We start from the raw sequence: 21,050 nt of genomic DNA on the forward strand, positions 1-21,050 counted from the left end.
GAGCGCTGCTCCTAGTTGAGGTACTGACAGGTGGAGCGGGGGGTGTAGACGCCGTGACCCGCGCGCCCGGTGAACTCCCGCTCGGTGATGACGAGTTCGCCCCGGGACAGGACGGTCTCGACGCGGCCGGTGATCCGCTTGCCCTCGTACGCCGAGTAGTCGACGTTCATGTGGTGCGTCTCGGCGGAGACGGTCTGCTCGGCCCGCGGGTCGTAGATGACGACGTCGGCGTCGGCGCCCGGGGCGATGGTGCCCTTCTTCGGGTAGAGGCCGAACATCCGGGCCGGGGTGGCGCAGGCGATCTCGATCCAGCGACGGCGGCTGATGTGCCCGTCGACGACGGCCTGGTGGAGGAGGTCCATGCGGTTCTCGACGCCGGGGAGCCCGTTGGGGATCTTCGAGAAGTCGCCGCGCCCCAGCTCCTTCTGCCCCTCGAAGCAGAACGGGCAGTGGTCCGTCGACACCACCTGGAGGTCGTTGGTCCGCAGGCCCCGCCACAGCGCGGCCTGGTGGTCCTTGGGCCGAAGCGGCGTGCTGCACACGTACTTCGCGCCCTCGAAGTCCGGCTCGGCGAGGTTGTCGGTGGACAGGAACAGATACTGCGGGCAGGTCTCACCGAAGACGTTGAGCCCCTCGTCGCGTGCCCGTGCCAGCTCGGCGACCGCCTCCTGCGCCGAGACGTGGACGACGTACAGGGGTGCGCCGGCGACCTGCGCGAGCTTGATGGCGCGGTGCGTGGCCTCGGCTTCGAGGAGGGCCTTGCGGACCTCGCCGTGGTAGCGGGGGTCGGTCTCGCCCCGGGCGAGCGCCTGTTCGACGAGGACGTCGATCGCGATGCCGTTCTCGGCGTGCATCATGATCAGGCCGCCGTTCTCGGCGGAGCGCTGCATGGCGCGCAGGATCTGGCCGTCGTCGCTGTAGAAGACGCCCGGGTAGGCCATGAACTGCTTGAAGGAGGTGACGCCCTCCTCGACCAGCAGGTCCATCTCCTTGAGCGTGTCCTGGTTCACGTCGGAGACGATCATGTGGAAGCCGTAGTCGATGGCGCAGTTGCCGTCGGCCTTGGCGTTCCAGGTGTCGAGGCCGTCGCGCAGCGACTGGCCGACGCTCTGCACGGCGAAGTCGATGATCGTGGTCGTACCGCCCCAGGCGGCGGCCCGGGTGCCGGTCTCGAAGGTGTCCGAGGCGGCCGTACCGCCGAACGGCAGTTCCATGTGGGTGTGCGCGTCGACACCGCCGGGGATGACGTACTTACCGGTGGCGTCCATGGTCCGCTCGGCCGTCCAGGCCTCGGCGGTTACGCTTCCGCTGGTGGCGAGGGCGGCGATTCTGCCGTCCTCGATGAGGACATCGGCGTGGATCTCGTCGGACGCGGTGATGACTAGTCCGCCACGGATGAGAGTACGGCCGCCCATGGGTTCACGCTCCGTTCGGTTGTCTGCAAGGTGCCCGTTGTATGTGGCTGGTCACGCCCCGCGGCGGAGCCGCTGATGGACGCCGCCCCGCGCCCCTGAAAGGGGCGCGGGTGTGGCCGTCTGCTTATTACGGTGCCGTCAGGGGGCCGTACGCGTCCGGGCGGCGGTCGCGGAAGAACTGCCAGCGGTCGCGGACCTCGCGCAGCTTGGCCAGGTCCAGGTCGCGGACGACGAGTTCGGTCTCCTTGTCGCTCGCCACCTCGCCGACGAACTGTGCCTCCGGGTCCACGAAGTACGAGGTCCCGTAGAAGTCGTTGTCGCCGAGTTCCTCGACGCCGACCCGGTTGATCGCGCCGACGAAGTACTCGTTGGCGACGGCCGCAGCCGGCTGCTCCAACTGCCACAGATAGGCGGACAGGCCGCGCGAGGTCGCCGACGGGTTGAAGACGATCTCGGCGCCTTCGAGGCCCAGCGCACGCCAGCCCTCCGGGAAGTGCCGGTCGTAGCAGATGTAGACGCCGATCTTGCCCACGGCGGTCTCGAAGACCGGCCAGCCTGCGTTGCCCGGGCGGAAGTAGAACTTCTCCCAGAAGCCGTTGACCTGCGGGATGTGGTGCTTGCGGTACTTCCCGAGGTACGAGCCGTCGGCGTCGATCACGGCGGCCGTGTTGTAGAGGACGCCGGGCTGCTCCTCCTCGTACATCGGCAGGACGAGGACGATGCCCAGTTCCCTGGCGAGCGCCTGGAAGCGCTTGACGATCGGGCCGTCCGGGATCTGCTCGGCGTACTCGTAGAACGCCTTGTCCTGGACCTGGCAGAAGTAGGGGCCGTAGAACAGCTCCTGGAAGCACATGACTTGAGCACCCTGGGCCGCGGCGTCGCGGACCGCCTGCTCGTGGACCTGGATCATCGACTCCTTGTCGCCCGTCCAGGCGGTCTGGAAAATGGCGGCGCGAATCACCCTGCTCATCGGGACCTCCGGTCACTCGGTGTAGGGCGAGCCTAGGAAGCCCGGAGAGCGGGTTTGAGTTGCACGGTGTCACGCCTGCGGACGTCTGGCGTTCCACGGTGTCACCCTGCCGTCGGCCCATGTTTCACCACTGTTTTCCCTGGTCCCTGGATGTTTCGGAGCGGTAAGACGGTGCGCTGGAGCGTGCGGTCATCTGCCTTGCTGAGCGTCGTGCGCGAGAAGCGCGATGTGCACGGAGGCGGCCTGCTCGAAGTCGTCCAGATCGAGCCCGAGCCGCGTCTCTATCGCCTCCAGCCGCCGGTAGAGGGCGGGCCGCGAAACGTGGTGCAGTTGCGCGGTACGTGATTTGTTGCGCCCCGTGGCGAGATAGGTCCGCAGTACGGGCAGCAGCTCGGACTCGCCCTCGGCCCCGCACAGCAGCCCGTCCAGCTCCCGCTCCGCGAACGCCTGCACCTGCGGATCGTCCCGCAGCAGCCGGACAAGGCCGCGCAGCCGTACGTCCCGCAGGTGCACCAGCACCGGCAGCTCCTGTCCCGCCGGGGTGTCCGCGACGGCCGCGGCGACGTGCAGCGCCTCGCGCAGTCCGGTGGGTACGTCGTCCCACGAGCCGAGCGCCTCGGCGGCGGCCACGACGGTCCGGCTCCCGCCGGTCTCGGTGCGCAGCCGGAGCGCGAAGTGCGCGGCCAGCGCCTTGGCGTCCTGGTCCCGGGCCAGGCTCAGCAGGACGGCGGTAGCGTCGCCGGCGAGCTCCGCGACCAGCCCCGGCAGCCCCAACAGCCGCAGTACGCGGTCGAGTTCGGCGGGATCACCGTCCCGTACGACGAGCGGCACGAACGTCCGCCGGTTGACGGGCAGCCCGGCCGCCCGCGCCCGCGGAAGCAGTTGCCGGGCCGGTACGACTCCGCTCACCAGGTCCGTCAGCAGACTCTGCGCGGACTGCTCCTCCCAGGTGCGCACGGACCCCCCGAGCATGCGGTGCAGGACGAGCGCCTCGGCGGCCCGGTCCGCGAGCAGCCGTCCGGTCGCGGCGTCACCGCGATACCCGCACAGTACGATCCGCCCCCAGCGTTCCCCGCGCCCGCCCAGCTCGGCCCGGATCCAGCCGTCGCCCTCGCTGCCACCGGCCTGCCGGGAGATGCGCTCCCAGTCGCGCAGCACGTCGTCGACGGCCGACCGCTCCCCCGACGTGGCGAGGACCCGATGGGCGAGGTTGGTGACGACGACGGGACAGGCACTGTGGGAGGCGACCTCGTCGAGGAGGCTCTGCAGCGGGGCGCCGGAGGTGATGAGCCCGGTGAGAGCGGTCCGTACGGCCTCGGACAGGCTCACGGCGGCGAACTTCCGCCGTACGAGCCGGGACTGGACCTCTTCCGTCAACTCGGCGAAGGGGAAGGGACGGTGGAGCACCACCATCGGCAGCCCGCACCGCTCGGCCGCCCGCCGCATCACGTCCGGCGGCGCGGGGAAGGCGCGGCCGAGCCCGAGCACGACGGCGGCGGCCTCCGCCCGGTGCAGCGACCGGATGTACTCGACCTGGGCCTCTTCGTCCCCCGCGAGCAGCACCCCGGTCGTGAGCACCATCTCGCCGCCGCTGAGCATCACGCCGACGTCGGCGGCCTCGGCGACGTGCACCCAGCGCACGGCCCGGTCGAGCTGGCCGGCGCCGGCCACCACCTCGGGCTCCCCGGCGAGCACCCGTTCCAGGCCGAGGACCTGACGGACCGACAGGGCGGGTTCCAAGGTGGTGGTCGTAAGCATGGGGCCGTCTCTCTGGCTGTGGTGTTACTGGACGCAGCTCCTCAGAGCACGTTCGAGGATCGCGGCGCCCTCCTCGGCCTCCGCGACGGTGAGGGACAGTGGCGGTGCGATGCGCAGCGCGCTGGTGTTGTGGCCGCCGCCCTTGCCGAGCAGCAGCCCCTCCTCCCGGGCCGCCTCCAGCACGGCGGCGGCGGTATCCGGGTCGGCGGTGTCGGTACCCGGCTTCACCAGCTCGACGCCGATCATCAACCCGCGCCCACGGACCTCCCGTACGCCCGGCAGCTGCGCGGCGACTCCCCTCAGCCGTTCGATGAGGAGTCCGCCGACGCGCCGGGCGTTGCCCTGGAGGTCGTGTTCCAGGAGGTAGGTGAGGTTGGCGAGGCCGGCCGCCATGGTGATCTGGGTGCCGCCGAAGGTCGAGATGGAGTGGGAGTCAAGGCAGTTCATGATCTCGGCGCGGGCCACGACCCCGCCGATGGACATGCCGTTGCCGATGCCCTTGGCGAAGGTGACGATGTCCGGCGGACCGTCCTCCGCGTGCGCCTGCCAGCCCCAGAAGTGCTCGCCGGTGCGGCCCCAGCCGGTCTGCACCTCGTCGGCGATCCACAGGATGCCGCGTTCCTTGAGCACTCGGCGGAAGGCCGCGTACAGCCCGTCGGGCGGTGAGGTGAAACCGCCGACGCCCTGGATGGGCTCGGCGATCAGGGCAGCGGGCGGGCGAACGTGTCCGAGCAGGTCCTCCAGGTCGGCGACGCAGGCGGCGATGAACTCGTCGTCGCTCAGATCGGCGTACGGACCACGGGTGCGGACGCCACCGTGGACGTACAGGGTCTGGAGCGGGGACAGGGAGGTCGGGGACCAGCCCTTGTTGCCGGTGATGCCGACCGTGCTGAAGGAGCGGCCGTGGTAGCTGTTGCGCATGGCCAGGATCTGGTTGCTGCGCCGGTAGGAGGTGGCGAGGAGGAGTGCCGTGTCATTGGCCTCCGTCCCGGAGGTGGTGAAGAAGACACGCGCGTCCGGGATGCCGGACAACTGGGCGACGCGCTCGGCGAGTTCGACCATCGGCCGGTTGAGGTACAGCGTGGACGAGTGGATGATCCGCCCGGCCTGTTCGCTCACCGCCTTGGTGATCTCGGGCAGCGCGTGCGCGGTCATCGTGGTGAGGATGCCGCCGAAGAAGTCGAGGTACCGCTTCCCGTCAGCGTCCCAGACGTACCGGCCCTCGCCGTGGGTGATCTCGAGCGGGTCCTGGTAGTAGAGGGCGAGCCAGTCCGGCAGAACCGCCTTGTGACGCCCGTACAGATCGCTCACGGCTGCACCAGCCCTTCGTACGCGTCCGGCCGCCGGTCCCGGTAGAAGGCCCACTGCTGCCGGACTTCCTCGATGAGATCGAAATCAAGGTCGCGGACGACGAGTTCCTCGTCCTTGTCGCTCGCGACCTCGCCGACGAACTGGCCGCGCGGGTTCACGAAGTACGAGGTGCCGTAGAAGTCGTTGTCCCCGTACTCCTCCTGGCCGACCCGGTTGATCGCGGCGACGAAGTACTCGTTGGCGACGGCCGCCGCGGGCTGCTCCAGCTGCCACAGGTGGGAGGAGAGGCCCCGGTGCGTCGCGGACGGGTTGTAGACGAGCTGCGCGCCGTTCAGGCCGAGCTGACGCCAGCCCTCCGGGAAGTGCCGGTCGTAGCAGATGTACACGCCGATCTTTCCCACGGCCGTCTCGAAGACGGGCCAGCCGAGGTTTCCGGGTTTGAAGTAGTACTTCTCCCAGAACCCCTTGACCTGCGGGATGTGGTGCTTGCGGTACTTGCCGAGGTAGGTCCCGTCGGCGTCGATCACGGCCGCGGTGTTGTAGTAGAACCCGGACTGCTCGATCTCGAACACGGGGACGACGATGACCATGCCGGTCTCGCGCGCCAGCTCCCGCATACGGGTGACGGTCGGCCCGTCGGGCACGGGCTCGGCCCAGCGGTAGTGCTCGGGCTCCTGGACCTGGCAGAAGTACGGGGCGTTGAAGACTTCCTGGAATCCGATGACCTCGGCGCCCTGCCGGGCGGCCTCCCGGGCGTGCTCCACGTGTTTGGCGACCATGGACTCGGTGTCGCCGGTCCAGGTGGCCTGGACCAGAGCGGCACGTACGACGTTGGCCATGACCTGCTCCTTCGGCTGGACGTCAGAGAGCCTCTACGCCCGTAGACGAAGGTCGTAGGGGCTCGAAAGTAAGCCTCCGGAGGAGCCTTGCCAAGACCATCGCCGTTAACCCGCGGAGTCGATCACGTTTCACACCCCGGTGGGCGAGTCACAGCCGGTCGGGTTACGCGCTGTGCCCTGCGACGCGCAGGGCGTGCACCAGATCCCAGTACCGGTCCTCGGAGGCACCCCGGGCCGCCTCCAGGAGCAGCGGTACGAGGCGCTGGGGGTCGGCGGCGACACTGCGGACGGCCTCCTCGGGGGTGCGGACCCGGACGTACGCGTCGAGCAGCGCACGTACCTCGCGCTGTTTGCCCTCCTCGGCGAGCCGGAGCACCGCCTCGCCCACCTCCTGGGCGGGCCGCACGATGCCCTGCCGGAGGATCTGCCGGCCGTCGGTCTCCCGTCCCGCCGCGACAAGCGCGTCTGCGGCGGCGACCAGCCGGTCGGCCGGCAGGGACGCGGCCTCCCAGAGCAGGGTGGCCCAGTCGGCACCGAGCCCCGCGCGGTTCAGCTCGGCGGCGAGCAGCGGAAAACGGGCGGCGGGCCAGTGGGAGGCCTCGACGAGCAGCGCGTGCGCCTCGCCGCTGCGTCCCTCGCCGCGCAGTCGTACGAGGTTGCGGACGGCGTCGATGGTGTCGTGCCGTGCGTCGTCGTCCAGCGCCTCCCGCACGGGCACGGCTGCCGCGGACCTGGCGGCGGCCCCGGCGAACCGGGCCCCCCGCGGGGTACGGCGGCTCGGGGCGGCGGGCCCCGGCACGGGCGGTACGGGTGTGGGGTCGACGACGGGCGTGGCGCCGGTGTCCGCGTCGTCCATCATCCCTGCGAACCGGGCACCGCCACGGGCACGGCGCTTGGAGCGCTGCTTGGGGGCGGGGCGGGGGTCCGCGGGGGCGGGCTCGGGGTCGGGGCCGGCGGCGGGGGGCTCGTACCAGTCGGTGGGGAGCCGCGGGGCCGCGCGCTCGGCCGAGGGTTCCGGGGTGCTGGGGGCGTCGGGCTGATGGGCGCCGTCCCGCCAGGCGGACGCCTCGTCGTCGGGACTGTGGCGGCCGGGGCCGCGATCGTCTCCGTAGGCGGCATCGCGGTCGTCCGTCCGGCCGGAGCGGCGGCTGCCCGCGTGCCAGGCGGACGCCTCGCCGTCGGCGTCCTCACGGCCGGGACCGCGGCCGTCTCCGTAGGCGGTGGGGCGGGCGGCGTCGCGGTCGTCCGTGCGGTCGGAGCGACCGGTGCCTTCGCGCCAGACGGCCGTCCGGTCGCCGGAGCCTTGGCGGCCCGCGTCCCGGTCGTCTCCGTAGCGGGCCGGGGCGGGGTCGTCCGGGGCCTTTCGGCGAGAGCCCGACCCGTTCCCGTATCCGGCGGCCGGACGGCTGTCCGTTCGCTGCCTGCGGGCGTCGCGCTCGTCGTCGTACCGGTCGGCCGTGTCCTCGGTGTCGGTGCGTTGTCTCGGCAGGGTCAGAGGGTCGCCGTCGGGTGCGTCGGCGAGGTGCGGGGCGTTGTGGACGCGGTTGGCGAAGACGTCTGCCTCGTCGTCGCGGTCGAGGCGCCGGAAGGGCGCTCGGCTCACCGTCCAGCGGGCCAACTGGTCGAGGCGGTAACGGAGTTCGACGCAGCGCGCGGAGGCACGTTCATGGTCGTCGCGGGCCCAGGCGAGGTCCAGGCGGAGACTTTCGGCCTCCTCGTGGCTGGCGGCGGACCCGAGCGACCGCCCCAGCTCGGCGAGCCGTTCGGCGGCGTACTTCTGTTCCCGGAGCATCACGTCGAGCCGGTCCCCGAGGGTGTCACGGGCGCCCGGGCGGGAGTCGAACGCGGCGAGCGATGCCTGGTGCAGGGCACGCGCCCGCTCGGCCTCCGGGGTGACGGCGCCCGAGCCGTACCCGGCGGCGAGATCCTGGAGGAGCGCCTCCACGACGTCCCAGGGCGGCACTTCGTACCCATCCAGGCAGGCGCGCATACCGTCGGGGTCGCGCTGCCAGAACACGCCGCACCAGCCCGCGCCCTGATCGAGGCGAGCCAGCAGGCCGTTCAGATACCCCGCGAACTCCCGCACCTGCCCCGGGAGTTGTTCCACCGCCATGACGTCCACCCCATGCCCGACCGGAGTTCTCCGCCCGTAGAAAACACCAACCGTGTTACGGATGGACTACGAAGGGTTTTCGGACCGGACGCAGAGTACCGCGCGCCCAGCGGAACGTGACGTGAGTAACCGGCACAATGGCCGGAACCGTCCCCCGCGGCCTACGCCGCGACCGGGGCCAAGGGCTCGCACCGCCCGACCAGTTCGTCCATGGACAGTCCAAGGACCCGGGCAAGCGCCGCGACCGTGAAGAAGGCCGGGGTCGGCGCCCGCCCGGTCTCGATTTTACGGAGGGTCTCGGGCGAGATACCGGCGCGGGCCGCGATCTCCGCCATGCTGCGGCCACCACGCGCCTCACGCAGCAACCGGCCGAGCCGCTCGCCGCGTTCACGCTCTTCGGGGGTGAGAGGAGTGCGTACCATGTCACCATTCTAATACCGGTATAGTAATTGGCATGGTGGAACTCAAGACAGACGCGGAGATCGATGCCATGTACGAGGCGGGCCAGGTGGTCGGCAGAGCTCTGACCGCCGTCCGGGAAGCCGCTGACGTGGGCGTGTCCCTGCTGGAGCTGGACGAGGTGGCGCACGAGGTACTGCGCGCGGCCGGGGCGACCTCCCCCTTCCTCGGCTACCGTCCCTCCTTCGCGCCCACCCCGTTCCCGGCGGTGATCTGCGCCTCGGTGAACGACGCGATCGTGCACGGCATCCCGGACGGCTACCGGCTGCGCGACGGCGACCTCGTCTCCATCGACTTCGGTGCCCAACTCGGCGGCTGGGCGGGCGACTCGGCGATCAGCTTCATCGTGGGCGAACCTCGCCCCGCCGACATACGGCTCATCGAGACCGCCGAGCTGGCCCTCGCGGCGGGCATCGCGGCGGCGGTCGTCGGCAACCGCATCGGCGACATCGCGCACGCGATCGGCAAGGTGTGCCGAACGGCGGGCTACGGCATCCCGGAGGGCTTCGGCGGCCACGGCATCGGCCGCCGTATGCACGAGGATCCCCCGGTCCCCAACGAGGGCCGCCCCGGCCGGGGCATGCCGCTGCGCCACGGTCTGGTGCTGGCGATCGAGCCGATGCTGATCGGCGGCGGCAAGGACGGCTACCACGAGGCCCCGGACGGCTGGACCCTCCGCACGAACGACGGCTCCCGCGCGGCCCACGCGGAACACACGGTGGCGATCACGGAGTCGGGGCCACGGGTGCTCACAGCCCGGCAGGAGGCACACACGAGCCGGGCGTAGCCTTCGGCTCCATGCTCATCGGAAACGGCACTTCCGCCGACGCGGAGAGCATCACGGACCTGCACACGGCCAGTTGACGCAGCGCGTACGCGGCGCTCATGCCCGCCGCGTATCTGGACGGTGCGTTGGCGGCGGAGAACCTCGCGAAGTGGCGGGTCGGCGGCGGCGCTGTCCGACGACCGGTGTCCGCTGCTCGCCGAGCAGGACGGCGAGCTGCGCGGCTTCGTCCATCTGGACGCGGCCCCGGACGGCCGGGTGCACGTGGACAACCTGCACGCCCGGCCGGGTCACGTCGGCACCGGCGTCGGCCGCGCCCTGCTGCACCACGGCCGGGGCATCCGCCTGGAGGTGCTGCGCGGCAACGCCCGCGCGATCCCGTTCCACGAGCGCGCGGGCGGCGTCCGTACGGCGGAACGCCCCCTGGAATTCGCCGACGGCCGCGGGCTTCACGCTGGCGGAGATCGAGTACACCTGGCCCGCGGCGATAGTCAGCCGTTACGGGGACGGGCGGACGGCCTCGGACACCGTGCCGCCGCCCGCTCCCGCGTGACTCATGACGTCGGCCGCACCACCATGGCCGACCCGCCACCCCGCCGTACCGTCTCCGCCGCCGCCACCCACTTGCCGTTCGGCAGTCGTTGCACGCCGGTCGCCGCGCCGATCTCGGGGTTGAGCCGGAAACCGTGGCCGATCGCCTCCAGCCCAGCCCTCGACTCGCCGTTCCACAGCCCGGGTTCGAGCTCGGTGGTCGTCTGGTTGCGCTGGCTCGCGCGCGGCGCGGCGATCGCGTCGACCAACGGGAGCCCTCGGTCGAGGAAGCCCGTCAGGGTCTGCAGGACGGTCGTGATGATGCTCGCGCCGCCGGGTGAGCCAAGAGCCACCACCGGCTTGCCCTGAGCGTCCAGGACGATCGTCGGGGACATCGACGAGCGCGGACGCTTGCCCGGCCCCGGCAGGTTCGGGTCGTGGACGGCCGGGTTGGCCGGCGCGAAGGAGAAGTCCGTCAGCTCGTTGTTCAGGAGGAAACCACGGCCCGGGACCGTGATGCCGCTGCCGCCGGTCTGCTCGATGGTCAGCGTGTAGGACACGACGTTGCCCCACTTGTCGGCCACCGTCAGATGCGTCGTGTTCTCGCCCTCGTAGGTCGTCGGCGCCGCGATGCCGGTGCTCGTGCAGGCCGCCGGGTTGCGCGGGTCGCCGGGCGCGACCGGGCTCGTCAGCACCGCGTCGTCCTTGATGAGGCACTCCCGCGAGTCGGCGTACGACTGCGACAGCAGCTCCTTCGTCGGTACGTCCTCGAAGGCCGGATCGCCCACCCAGCGCCCGCGGTCCGCGAAGGCGATCCGGCTCGCCTCGATGTAGCGGTGCAGGAACCGGACCTCGCTCGCCTTCGAAAGGTCCGTCCTCTCAAGGATGTTGAGCGCCTCACCGACCGTCGTGCCGCCCGACGAGGAGGGTGCCATGGAGTAGACACCCAGGCCACGGTACGACGTCTTCGTGGGCGCCTGTCGCTTCGCCCTGTACGCCGCCAGGTCCTTCAGCGACAGCTCGCCGGGACGCGCGTTGTAGCCCGAACCCGGGTCCACCGGCGGCTTGTTGACCGTGTCGACGATGTCCCGTGCCAGCTTGCCCCGGTAGAGGGCGCCGACGCCCTTGCGGGCCAACTCCTCGTACGTACGGGCCAGATCGGGGTTCTTGAACGTCGACCCGACCACCGGCAGCGCGCCGCCCGGCAGGAACAGCTTCGCCGTGTCCGGGAAGTTCCTGAACCGTGCCTCGTTCGACGCGGTCTGCGAGCGGAACGTGTCGTCCACCGTGAAGCCGTCGCGAGCCAGCCGCTCCGCCGGCTTCAGCAGCGTCCCGAGGCGCTTGGTGCCCCAACTGTCCAGCGCCGCCTGCCAGGTGGCGGGCGTGCCCGGGGTTCCGACGCCCAGTCCGCTGGTGACGGCGTCGGCGAAGGCGATCGGCTGCCCGTTCTCCAGGAACAGGCCCGAGTCGGCCGTCAGGGGCGCCGTCTCGCGGCCGTCGATCGTCCGCACCGTTCGGGACTTGGCGTCGTAGTAGACGAAGTAGCCGCCTCCGCCGATGCCGTTGGAGTAGGGCTCCGTGACCCCGAGCGCGGCGGCCGTGGCGACGGCGGCGTCCACCGCGTTGCCGCCCTTGCGCAGGATCTCGATCCCGACGGCCGAGGCATCCGCGTCCACGCTCGCCACGGCACCGCCGTAGCCAACGGCGACCGGGACCTTCCTCGGCGCCGGGTCCGCGGACATGGCTCCGGAAGGCGGCGCAGCCGCCCCCACCGAAACCACTGTTGCCGAAACCGCCAGGACCGCCAGACTCCGCGCGACAGGGCGACGCATCAATACCTCCAGTCAACGACCGTCCGCGCAGCGTAACTTCATCCCAGCGGTCCCGTAAGGGCCCCTCGAACACCGTTGCGGTCGACCGCTAGCATGCGCGCCCATGACTGACGATGTGCGCAATATCGTCCTCGGTGTGGTCGCGGCCGGTATCAGCGCAGCCCTCGGCTGGCTGGCCCGCACCTATCTGTGGAAGCGCAAACTCCGCCGTAAGCAGGCCTTCTTCGGACTGCCGGACAACTCCGAGTCGCTGCTCGTGGTGAACCGCGAGGCCGGCGGACCCGAGTTGACGGTGATGCGGCACGACGTGTTCGCGCTCCTGGAGCTCGCCGCCCTCATCAAGGACTGCCACGCCCACGCCCAGGTCGTCGCCCACGACACCGCACAGCAGGGGTTCGGCGAGCGGACCGAGTTCTGCGTGGGCGGCCCGGCCTCCAACGGCAGATCACCTCCGCCACTGCCGCCCTCGCTCCAGACGACAGCACCCCGGCTGACGGTACTGCCGTGCTGGTCACCGCCCCGCTGCCTTCATTAGACGGTGTCCTATGTGGTGATCATTCGTTGGTCTCTCCATGGGGCGGGGTACGTGGAGTTGGATTGTTCCAGACGGCTTGTGGGAACTCGCCAGGCCGTTGATTCCGGAGGATCGGGTGCGGCCGCAGGGCGGCGGGACCCAGAACACGACTGATGAGACGCTATTCGCAGCGATCATCTACATGCTGGTCAGCGGCTGCGCCTGGCGGGCTCTGCCGCCATGCTTTGGTATATCGAAGTCGACGGCCCACCGCCGGTTCATGATCTGGTCGCGGGCCGGCGTCTGGGGCCGGCTACACGAAACAGTCCTGCACCGACTCGACGATGCGGACCTCGTTGATGTCTCCCCCGTCGTCCTCGACTCCGCCCACGTAAGGGCTAAAAAGGGGGCGAACACACAGGTCCGAGCCCCGTGGACCGAGGCAAGCCGGGCTCCAAGATGCACATCCTGTCGGACGCGAACGGACTGCCCCTGGTCGTCGGCGTCTCCGCCGCCAACGTCCACGACAGCGAAGGCCTGAAGCCCATGGTCGAGGGTCACCAAACGAGACACGACCCCCACAATGGCCGCTACTTCAAGCCCCAGCGACTACACGCCGACAAGGCTTACGACATCCCCCACCTGCGCAAATGGTTACGCGGCAGGCGCATCGGCGTGCACATCGCCCGCAAAGGCATCGAGTCCAGCGAACGGTTGGGCCGCCGCCGTTGGGTGATCGAACGAACCATCTCGTGGCTGTCCGGCTACCGCAGACTCAGCCCCCGCTACGAACGCAATCCCCGTAACTACCTGGCCTTTCTCGGTCTCGCCGCAGCCATCTGCTGCTACAAGCGGTTCGTCCGCCTCACCACATAGGACACCGTCTAAATCCGACGGAACGCCGTGCGGGTTGCACCCCCAAGCAGGGAATCGTGCCAGTTTCTATGCCCTACGGGATTTACCCCCGGCGGAACCTCAGGGTCGCAGAATTACAAGGCCTGTAGTGAGACCCGTTTCTATGCCCTAAGGGCTTTGGCACCGGCGGAACCGAGCAGGGCTTCGCGCCGGTCACCGGCCCGATCTCGTTTCTATGCCCTACGGGCTTTGGCTCCGGCGAAACTCGAGGACGCCATCACGCTCCTCAGTGGTCTGTCCGTTTCTATGCCCTACGGGCTTCGGCTCCTGCGGAATTCTTGCTCAACCGTCAGTACCAGGTCTACCTGAACAACGCGTTTCCATGCCCTACGGGCTTCAAGCCCTGCGGAACCGTGGGACATGTTCAAGAAGGTCCTCGGCAATGCCGTTTCCATGCCCTAGGGGCTTCAGTTTTTGAGGAATGGAGGCTGCCTAAGACCAACTCCACGGCGCAGCAGACAAGTTTCTATGCCCTACGGGCTTTGGCTCCGGCGGAACACTCGGGCATCACCACGCGTCGCGACGTCCTCTAGAGTTTCTATGCCCTACGGGCTTCGGCTCCGGCGGAACCTTAGCCTGAGCTTTGTGGGTCTTCACCCCCCGACCCGTTTCTATGCCCTACGGGCTTCAGTTCCTGCGGAACCCGGGGACAACGAGCACGGTATCCGCGGCGGACTGAAGTTTCTATGCCCTACGGGCTTTGGCTCCGGCGGAACTCCAGCGTATCGGCTGTGTGTACGTCGCTGACTTCGAGTTTCTACGCCCTACGGGCTTTAGCTCCGGCGGAACCCTTCCTCCTGGAGAGGGCTCCTGGCCTGTGGTGATTGTGCCCGATGCGCAGGGCAGCGCGCCATCACCCTCAGGAGTCGGTGACGTACGTCACGTCGACGTGGATCTCGTTGGTGACCTGCGGCAACGGGTCGCGCGGGAATCTCTGCTTCGGAGGTGCTCTCGCTCGGGGCGGTTACGGGGGTCAAGCTGTGGAGTGAAGGGTGGGGCATCGCGTCTCCCTTCACACGATCCAGAAGTCAGCGCGTTCTTCGAGACGTCTGTTGCCGAGGATGATCAGTTCGTTGAGCGTTGACACGGGGAGCGGGTAGATGCGGATCTGGTCCTCGTCGCGGTCGATCAGTTTGCGGAGGGTGCCGCGAAGTTGCTGGACCGCCTTCTTCGTCGGGAGCGTGACCTCGAAGATGCTGTACTGGACCCGCGCCCCCTGGGGCGGCCAGGAGATCGGAGATCTCGCCTCTCCGGTCGTCGTCGGCGATGTCGTAGCTGACCAGCAGGGTGTCCGGCATGTGTGCTCACCTCCAGCCGATGGGTGTGTAGGCCGGAGTCCGGTCGGTGATGACGTCAGCGAGGTGGCGGGCCCGCACCGTCAGCGCCTTCCGGTAGGAGACGCAGCGGCCGGCCGAGGGATGGTGGGCCGCGGTCAGCATGCGCCGCTCGTACGCGGCCAGGAAGGTCCGCAGCGTGTCGCGGTCCATGCGGCACCCCTTCCCTCCGGTCTCGTCCGTCGTGAAACCGGCGGGGCCGATCTTTCCCGACGTACACAGGCCGATGACGAGATGGTCGACGATCAGCGGCCGGAACTCCTCGACCAGGCCGAGGGCCAGGGCCGCAGCGACTGCTGCCGTGGCCATGCTCACGCTGGCGGGGTGTGGAAGGGGCCGCTGTGATGATGCGGCAAGCTGATTCGCTCGCGGGCCACCGCCCCGGCCTGCCGTCCGAGCGGGGTGCCGTGCGGCGGCGTACCATCTGGCAAAGGACGGCAGCTCGTAGCGAATGCTGGCCGCCCGGGGCAGGCGGACAATAGTTACACCGGGTTCCGTGCTCGTAAAGGAAGACACCGATGGTGAGATCCTTTGGCGGCAGTGTGGCTGTCCTCGTACTCATCCTGGGTGCCGCTGTCTCGGCCTGCGGCGGCGACAGCGGTGAGTCGCCCATGCGGGCGACCGCTCAAGACAAGACGCAGAGCGTCAAGGAGAAGCAGGTCGCGGAGTTCCTCGCCATCTTGCGCGAGAACAGTGTCCTGTCGGTCAACTCGGATGTAGACCTAGCACAGCTTGGACCCAGGTGTGCACTGACGCTGTCGAGTTCCTGCCGAGCAACCCGGAACTGGCCAGAGGCACGATCGAGTTCTATGACCATTCACTGGACCCACGCGAAGCAGGGATCGTCCTCGAAGCTGCGGTGAAGGTCTTCTGCCCTGACTATGCCGACCAACGAAACAGCCAGTAAAGGGTATCGGTAGGAGTCTGCGATCGGGTGCTCGGTGCTCGTGTAGCTGACGGCCTGCGAGGCCCCGTCCGTTAGTCCGCTGGCCGACCCTTCAAGGTCACGGGAGGCGCAATGAGGAGTGCTCGCACTACTCGGACGGCTATAACTACGGTGTGCGTCGCTGTAGTGACCCTCGTCGGCGGCTGTTCCGTCGGCGCGTCTGCTTCATCCAATCAGGCAGGGGCCAAGGACCGTGCATCAGCCCTGGTAGCTGCCTCGCCAGCGCCCACGATGGGGCTTCCTACGAGTAAGCAACTGCACTCGGCGCTACTGAAAGCGGATGAACTGGGACCAGCCATGCAGAAGGCAACCCCTACCCCGTCACCGTCCGAGGGAGAGAAGGACAGCCGATACACAGGCTGCCAGCCCTTGGCGCGGTGGCTGAACGGAGACGGTGGCACCTCCTCAGGCACACCCCAGGCCGTGGTGACGTTCCGGAGTCGGAACGGCCTGGTTGCTGTGTACGAAGCGCTGACGGCGGAGCCGCCCGGCGCTCTCGACGCCGACTACGCGCAAGCCGAGCAAGCTCTCGAGTCCTGTGACTCCATCAGCCTCGAATCCACTGAACAAACGATCACGCTCTCGCTGACACCAATCCATTTCGGGGGCCCGGATTCGACCGCGGTGCGCATGGACGCCAGGCACCAAGGGGTGCTCGTCAACGGTTACATCGCGATCGAGCGGCTGGGTGAGAGTGTTGCCCTGGTGTATGCGTTCTTCCAAGTCGGCAACGGTTCTTCGCAGCTGGCGAGCTTGTTCTACGGTCGTGCCGCCGACAAGGCCCGAACCATTCTCGATCTTGAACCCCAGGACCCCTCGCGGATTTAGATCGGTGCTCCGATCTCACCTGCCCGCAATGTCGTCTCCACGCAGACGTCGGCGACCGGCTGCAGCAGGCCAGCTCGTCCGCCACTTACAAGAGGGCTTGTGGACAACCCGGCCGGGCCTGCAGAACGCGGACGGCCCGCCGATTCGGGGGAAAACGGCGGGCCGCACTGACCGCCACGGTGCCACACCCGTCGGCGCGTCGCACGCCGGAACAGCGAAATCGCAGCCGCCCGGGTTCTGACGCCGGGCAACACGTAGGGCCCGTCCGGTGTACGGACGGGCCCTACGTGTATCGAGCGCCGGGCAGGCCTTGCACCTGCATTTCCCCGCAGGAAGCGGGACGTCTTTCCTTGGACCACCAACGCACAACCAGCCGACCCGAGTTGCGGCGACCAGCTCAAGATCAAGTTTAGCGCATGCGGCCGACTCTCTGCCTCCAGGAAGGCCTCGAGCCGACCCGCTGTCGCCGGACCGGAGTCCCACTGCAAGGGGACGCCACGTGCCACAGGATCAGCGTGGTGCTTCGGCGCCGCTACCGCGGCGGACCCGTTCCAGGATCTCTTCATGGAGGGCGGCCAGGCTCTGCGGCGGCGCCGGGACTGGGCTGCCGGTGAGGGTGTACCACTCGTCTGCGTCCGTGTACTGGATAGCGATGTGGGCGCGTCCGTCGGCAAGGAGGCGGGTGGCGATGGTGAGGTCGCCGGTGATCGAAGGCGGCAACCGGCGAGAGACGCGCCGGCACCTGCGGGACCGGCACGGCGAAGTCCTCGGGGACCTGGGCCGGTACCGCAAGGCATTCGCTGAGACCGCCGCCGTATGGATCGCTACGGCCCCCAAACCGCCCCAATGACCCGCTGGACAACAGTGGAACCCCGCCCCGGGTACTCTCTCGGGTACATGGGGCGGGCTCCGCAGTCGTCAGCCTGGAACGCGAGCGAGGACCAGTCCTCGTACTTCCTTCGCCTTGCCGGCCTCCCGCAGGAACTTGCCGACGGTGTGGAACTGGGAGCCGGTGGTGAAGACGTCGTCGACAAGCAGGATGCGCTTGCCCTCGACGCTCTGACGGAGCCCGAGCGCCGCGGCATGCTCGCGGGCGGCATCCATCTTTTCGTACCAACCCTTGCCGGCCGACTTCGCGGTCTCCCGTGTCTTGACCAGGACAGGGCTGTCAGGGTCGGCGAGTGGCCAGCGGTCCAGTCCATCCTCCGCGTGGGCCGCCCTCATCATCATCTCGATGTGCTGGAGCGGAGCACGGCCAGGCGCGGTGGGGTTGCCGAGGATGAGGTCGATGTCGGCGAACATACTCTGGTTCGCTTCGAGGTACCCGACGATCAGCCGCCCGAAGATGACTCCCCAACCCTGCGACCCGTCTTGGAGGGCGTACTTGTACTCCTTGATCGTCTGTTCGAGAGGGAAGGCGTAGAGCGCCAGAGCATCCACGCGCGTGAAGAAGCGGGTGTCCGCGTCCCAGCCGCAGATCTTGTTCCAGCACTTCGCTCCCGGCACGGCCAGCGTCTGGCCGCATACCGCACAGTGGTGCTCGGCAAGCGGGCGAACGGCCGATGCCGCGCATTCCGCGCACACCTGCGTCGTCCCGGTGAATCGGTAGGCGCACCGACGGCACTGCGGGAAGACGAGTCGCTTCGGAAGATCAGACTGGTGGGTCACAGGCCCGCCAGCGCGAGCTGGAGGCGCAGTTGCGCGGCCTGCTGTACTCGCTTGGCATTGCCGAGGCGCGAGAGGACGTCATCGAGCTCAGCGACCTCCACCGCCTTCCCTTCCGCGACCATCTTCGCCGCCCACGGCTCCTTCGTCGCGAGGGACTTGATCAGGAAGACCTGCTTGCCGTGCTCGTGGGCAATGCGGGCCTGCATCTTGGCGCCGGAGGTCGAGGACGCTTCGATGACGACACTGCCCATCGTCGAGCCGGAGGTGACGACGTTGCGACGCGGAAAGGTCCAGGTGGCTGGCCCTGACGTGGGCCAGAACTGCGAGACCAGGGCTCCGCCCTCATCAACGATGCGGGCAGCCAGTCCCTTGTTCTGGGCAGGGTAGATCTTCGCGGCGATGCCGGTTCCCATGACAGCGACGGTCCGGCCGCCGGTGTCGAGTGTGGCCGTGTGGGCGGCGGTGTCGATCCCCTTGGCCAAGCCGCTGAAGATCACCACGTCCTCGTCGACCAGGAGCCGCGCCATGCGGGCGGCGCGGCGCATCCCGTCCTCACTCGCGTTGCGCGTGCCGACGATGGCGGCCGAGCGAGCGTCGCGCTCTTCGAGGTCGCCGAGGTGGAACAGGAAGGGGGGCAGGTTGGGCACGAGGCGCAGGTTGGCCGGATAGCCAGCGTCGAGCACCGTCACGAGGCGGGCGCCAGCCTTCTCGGCTGCCTCCAGCTCATCGGCGACGCGTGCGCGGGCATCCTCGATCACAGGAAGCGCCTCCCGCAGAAGGGTGAGGTTCTTGCGAGCGACAGCGGAGTCTTCAGGGATGTCGCCCCCGAGGACGACCTGGAGCGCTTCGGGCGACTGGCAGGTCCGGGCGATCAGGTTCCAGTCGACGGATTTACTTCCGACGCGGAGGGCGCAGATCGCCAGCAGATCCCTCTGCTCAGGCGTTATTGCGGGCATTTTGTGTCCTTCTACTTATGGCCCCGACTGTTCGAAGGGTGATGCTCTGATTCTTTGGGCCGTCTCCCATCATGGCGCACGGCGTCCAGACAGCGCACGGGGGCCCGGCGTTTCAGTTCTGCAAAACACCCGGACGGTCGCCTCTCCTCCAGGATGACCAGGGCTTCTACCTTCGGCGGCTTCTGCCACTCTCCCAAGTGAACGACCGGGACGAAGGTAGCCATCTACGTCCTGTGACCGCCAGACACTTTTCGCGATCATGAACCTACGCCGCGGCCTGGTCGCCGCCGCCCTCGCCTTCGCCACCCTCGCTCCGACACCCGCCCATGCCGACGAGCTGACCCTCATGGAGGGCATCGCCTCCCTGCCCGTCGCCGATGAGATCCGCGAGGGGTACAAGCGCGAGCTGTACCTGCACTGGAAGGACGACGACAAGAACGGCTGCAACGCGGACAAGGACGTGTTGATCGCGGAGGCGATCGAGGCCCCGGCGGTCGGTCCGAGCTGCAGGCTCACCGGGGGCGTCTGGTACAGGATGTCGCCTGATCAGCGCGGCAGGTATCCGACAGCAACGCCAGCACCAACTCCCGTGCCCGGCGTCGTGGTTCCACCCTGGCGGACCTCCCGGGATGTGGCATCAGGGCCTCGAACATGTCCTGCCAGCGGACAGGATCTACGATGCACCCTACGGCCACCGCCTGATCCTCTGTCTTCGCACACCGATGATCACCGGTGGCCGCGCCCGTTCTCGGACCGGCCTCGACCAGCAAGACCACGACCTACAGCCGGAGCACTAGTAGCCTCATCTGGTGACGATTTTCGACTGGTGCCGACACTGCGGCAACCACGGGCCGATGACCGAGGAGCACCTTCCGCCAAGAGTCGCGGGCAACCGGTCACCCATCACCGTGTACAACGAGCAAGACGGAGCGCTGACGGTACTTCGGAGCTTCGAGGCGGGCCACACGATTCCGTCGCTCTGCAGGGCTGACAACAACAAGGCCAGCCACCGGGGTCTGCCGGAGGCGTACGCGCTCTGGCGCGATGACACCATCGGCCACCTCCGGGAAGCCGCTGCGGCGTTCCACCATTCCAGTGGTCAGCCACACAACGACCTGTTCTTCATCGCCGCCCGAGAAGGCGGTGCCTTCACGCTGCCGATGGAGCACGGAACAAAGCTCGGGTCAGAGCACATCACGAACTTGAATCCCGGCAAGATCGTTCGTCAGGTGCTCGGCATGATGCTGGCCGTACAGGACACGCGCTACCTGCTGGACACACAGCCGCAGTTGGCCGCTGCCTACCACTCCGACGAGCCGACGTCGATCGAACCGTTCGCGTTGCACCTGGCGCTCGCTGGCTCCGGCCTGTGCTACTTCCGAAACGGCGTGCTATCCGTGTCCGTCAGCCTCACCGGCCAGGGCGCGAGCAGCACCGAGTTCTGGGCCGTCTCGTTCCCACCGTTCCTTATCTTCTTGACCAGTGGACCGAAAGCGCCCATCGAGGCAACTCGTATCGACCGCTGGCTCGGATACCCCGTGAGCCGCGCGTTCAGCAAGCGTGATCGGAAAATGCGCTACCCGATTGCCGACCCGCGCGAGCTGCTTGTTGCCAAGCTCTACCAAGATCAGCAGAGGCTCGAAGAGATGGGTGGTTAATACTCCAGCCCCGGACGGCCTGATCCAGCTGGCCTGCAACGAGATCCAACACCTGTTCACTACGCTCGTTGCCCAGCCCCTCCACGCAACCGGACACCGGCTCCGCTGGTCCGCATGGCGCCGACGCCATCAAGCCCGGGCCCGAGCCTGCCACTACAGCAGCAGGCCGGCCGCCCCCATGAAGAGCACGATCTACAGCTGGGAGCTTATTCAAAGGGG

General features: G+C 68.6%; 17 protein-coding genes and 3 pseudogenes. 7 read left to right on the plus strand and 13 right to left on the minus strand.

The annotated features are described in order from the left end of the window. Positions 1-11: 11 nt before the first annotated feature. From hydA to IEY89_RS20045, 7 genes are all read right to left on the minus strand, one after another. On the minus strand, positions 12-1,415 hold the full coding sequence (gene hydA / locus IEY89_RS20015) for a dihydropyrimidinase (protein WP_189148808.1): 1,404 nt from the start codon (positions 1,413-1,415) through the stop codon (positions 12-14). Positions 1,416-1,542: 127 nt separating this feature from the next. Then, positions 1,543-2,385, minus strand: coding sequence for a nitrilase-related carbon-nitrogen hydrolase (locus tag IEY89_RS20020; protein WP_189148809.1), 843 nt, complete (start codon positions 2,383-2,385; stop codon positions 1,543-1,545). A 189-nt stretch (positions 2,386-2,574) separates the two neighbouring features. Beyond that, the gene (locus IEY89_RS20025; RefSeq protein WP_189148810.1) at positions 2,575-4,143 is read right to left on the minus strand and encodes a PucR family transcriptional regulator; all 1,569 of its coding nucleotides are present in this window, start codon (positions 4,141-4,143) and stop codon (positions 2,575-2,577) included. A gap of 24 nt (positions 4,144-4,167) precedes the next feature. After that, positions 4,168-5,454, minus strand: coding sequence for an aspartate aminotransferase family protein (locus IEY89_RS20030; protein WP_189148811.1), 1,287 nt, complete (start codon positions 5,452-5,454; stop codon positions 4,168-4,170). After that, a complete protein-coding gene (locus IEY89_RS20035; protein WP_189148812.1) occupies positions 5,451-6,293 on the minus strand; it encodes a nitrilase-related carbon-nitrogen hydrolase in 843 nt (280 codons plus the stop codon). Before IEY89_RS20035 ends, IEY89_RS20030 begins: the two co-directional genes overlap by 4 nt. Before the next feature lie 163 nt (positions 6,294-6,456). Then, positions 6,457-8,406 carry a hypothetical protein gene (locus tag IEY89_RS20040; RefSeq protein ID WP_189148813.1) on the minus strand — a complete coding sequence of 650 codons (1,950 nt, stop codon included), beginning with the start codon at positions 8,404-8,406 and terminating at the stop codon, positions 6,457-6,459. A 161-nt stretch (positions 8,407-8,567) separates the two neighbouring features. Next, positions 8,568-8,828 carry a helix-turn-helix domain-containing protein gene (locus tag IEY89_RS20045; RefSeq protein ID WP_189148814.1) on the minus strand — a complete coding sequence of 87 codons (261 nt, stop codon included), beginning with the start codon at positions 8,826-8,828 and terminating at the stop codon, positions 8,568-8,570. A 32-nt stretch (positions 8,829-8,860) separates the two neighbouring features. Here IEY89_RS20045 and map point away from each other — a divergent pair, with 32 nt between their 5' ends. After that, positions 8,861-9,652 carry a type I methionyl aminopeptidase gene (gene map / locus IEY89_RS20050; protein ID WP_189148815.1) on the plus strand — a complete coding sequence of 264 codons (792 nt, stop codon included), beginning with the start codon at positions 8,861-8,863 and terminating at the stop codon, positions 9,650-9,652. A 120-nt stretch (positions 9,653-9,772) separates the two neighbouring features. Continuing rightward, a pseudogene (locus tag IEY89_RS40730) lies at positions 9,773-9,988 on the plus strand (GNAT family N-acetyltransferase); the annotation flags it as partial. Between the two features lie 215 nt (positions 9,989-10,203). Here the strand turns inward: IEY89_RS40730 and ggt are convergent. Next, positions 10,204-12,012 (minus strand): gamma-glutamyltransferase, encoded by a 1,809-nt coding sequence (gene ggt / locus IEY89_RS20060; protein ID WP_189148816.1) that lies wholly within the window; start codon positions 12,010-12,012, stop codon positions 10,204-10,206. 103 nt (positions 12,013-12,115) lie between these two features. On the opposite strand from ggt, the pseudogene IEY89_RS20065 reads away from it, so the two are divergent. Both IEY89_RS20065 and IEY89_RS20070 read left to right on the plus strand, forming a co-directional pair. Then, a pseudogene (locus tag IEY89_RS20065) lies at positions 12,116-12,457 on the plus strand (hypothetical protein); the annotation flags it as partial. Positions 12,458-12,584: 127 nt separating this feature from the next. Then, positions 12,585-13,402 (plus strand): IS5 family transposase gene (locus IEY89_RS20070; RefSeq protein ID WP_189148817.1). Its coding sequence is split into 2 segments (ribosomal slippage): positions 12,585-12,927 and positions 12,927-13,402, totalling 819 coding nucleotides; the frame shifts between segments, so codons are not numbered across the junction. Between the two features lie 1,051 nt (positions 13,403-14,453). On the opposite strand, the gene cas2 is transcribed toward IEY89_RS20070, so the two are convergent. Together cas2 and IEY89_RS20080 are read right to left on the minus strand one after the other, a co-directional pair. Further along, positions 14,454-14,798 carry a CRISPR-associated endonuclease Cas2 gene (gene cas2, locus IEY89_RS41930; protein ID WP_189148844.1) on the minus strand — a complete coding sequence of 115 codons (345 nt, stop codon included), beginning with the start codon at positions 14,796-14,798 and terminating at the stop codon, positions 14,454-14,456. Continuing rightward, positions 14,746-15,084, minus strand: a complete 339-nt coding sequence (locus IEY89_RS20080; protein WP_189148818.1) for a CRISPR-associated endonuclease Cas1 — start codon at positions 15,082-15,084, stop codon at positions 14,746-14,748. The genes cas2 and IEY89_RS20080 overlap by 53 nt, the downstream gene beginning before the upstream one ends. A 1,096-nt stretch (positions 15,085-16,180) precedes the next feature. Here IEY89_RS20080 and IEY89_RS20085 point away from each other — a divergent pair. Beyond that, positions 16,181-16,549, plus strand: coding sequence for a hypothetical protein (locus IEY89_RS20085; RefSeq protein WP_189148819.1), 369 nt, complete (start codon positions 16,181-16,183; stop codon positions 16,547-16,549). A gap of 510 nt (positions 16,550-17,059) precedes the next feature. On the opposite strand, the gene IEY89_RS20090 is transcribed toward IEY89_RS20085, so the two are convergent. The 3 genes from IEY89_RS20090 to IEY89_RS20100 form a co-directional block, all read right to left on the minus strand. Continuing rightward, positions 17,060-17,269, minus strand: coding sequence for a hypothetical protein (locus IEY89_RS20090; protein ID WP_189148820.1), 210 nt, complete (start codon positions 17,267-17,269; stop codon positions 17,060-17,062). A gap of 198 nt (positions 17,270-17,467) precedes the next feature. Beyond that, positions 17,468-18,055, minus strand: coding sequence for a ComF family protein (locus IEY89_RS40735; protein ID WP_229695318.1), 588 nt, complete (start codon positions 18,053-18,055; stop codon positions 17,468-17,470). Positions 18,056-18,213: 158 nt separating this feature from the next. Continuing rightward, the gene (locus IEY89_RS20100) at positions 18,214-19,173 is read right to left on the minus strand and encodes a DNA-processing protein DprA (RefSeq protein ID WP_189148821.1); all 960 of its coding nucleotides are present in this window, start codon (positions 19,171-19,173) and stop codon (positions 18,214-18,216) included. Between the two features lie 809 nt (positions 19,174-19,982). Here IEY89_RS20100 and IEY89_RS20105 point away from each other — a divergent pair. Beyond that, on the plus strand, positions 19,983-20,831 hold the full coding sequence (locus tag IEY89_RS20105; RefSeq protein ID WP_189148822.1) for a hypothetical protein: 849 nt from the start codon (positions 19,983-19,985) through the stop codon (positions 20,829-20,831). Between the two features lie 4 nt (positions 20,832-20,835). Then, positions 20,836-21,003, plus strand: a pseudogene (locus IEY89_RS42220) (IS701 family transposase); the annotation flags it as partial. Between the last annotated feature and the right edge of the window lie 47 nt (positions 21,004-21,050).

Source organism: Streptomyces lacrimifluminis (genome assembly GCF_014646095.1).
GTDB lineage: Bacteria > Actinomycetota > Actinomycetes > Streptomycetales > Streptomycetaceae > Streptomyces > Streptomyces lacrimifluminis.

Bases quoted from the DNA above. Each gene is read 5' to 3' on its own strand.
- IEY89_RS20100 (WP_189148821.1), bottom strand. From the start codon at position 19,173: ATGCCCGCAATAACGCCTGAGCAGAGGGATCTGCTGGCGATCTGCGCC.
- IEY89_RS20080 (WP_189148818.1), bottom strand. From the start codon at position 15,084: ATGGCCACGGCAGCAGTCGCTGCGGCCCTGGCCCTCGGCCTGGTCGAG.
- map (WP_189148815.1), top strand. From the start codon at position 8,861: ATGGTGGAACTCAAGACAGACGCGGAGATCGATGCCATGTACGAGGCG.
- IEY89_RS20045 (WP_189148814.1), bottom strand. From the start codon at position 8,828: ATGGTACGCACTCCTCTCACCCCCGAAGAGCGTGAACGCGGCGAGCGG.
- IEY89_RS20020 (WP_189148809.1), bottom strand. From the start codon at position 2,385: ATGAGCAGGGTGATTCGCGCCGCCATTTTCCAGACCGCCTGGACGGGC.
- IEY89_RS20040 (WP_189148813.1), bottom strand. From the start codon at position 8,406: ATGGCGGTGGAACAACTCCCGGGGCAGGTGCGGGAGTTCGCGGGGTAT.
- IEY89_RS20025 (WP_189148810.1), bottom strand. From the start codon at position 4,143: ATGCTTACGACCACCACCTTGGAACCCGCCCTGTCGGTCCGTCAGGTC.
- hydA (WP_189148808.1), bottom strand. From the start codon at position 1,415: ATGGGCGGCCGTACTCTCATCCGTGGCGGACTAGTCATCACCGCGTCC.
- ggt (WP_189148816.1), bottom strand. From the start codon at position 12,012: ATGCGTCGCCCTGTCGCGCGGAGTCTGGCGGTCCTGGCGGTTTCGGCA.
- IEY89_RS20035 (WP_189148812.1), bottom strand. From the start codon at position 6,293: ATGGCCAACGTCGTACGTGCCGCTCTGGTCCAGGCCACCTGGACCGGC.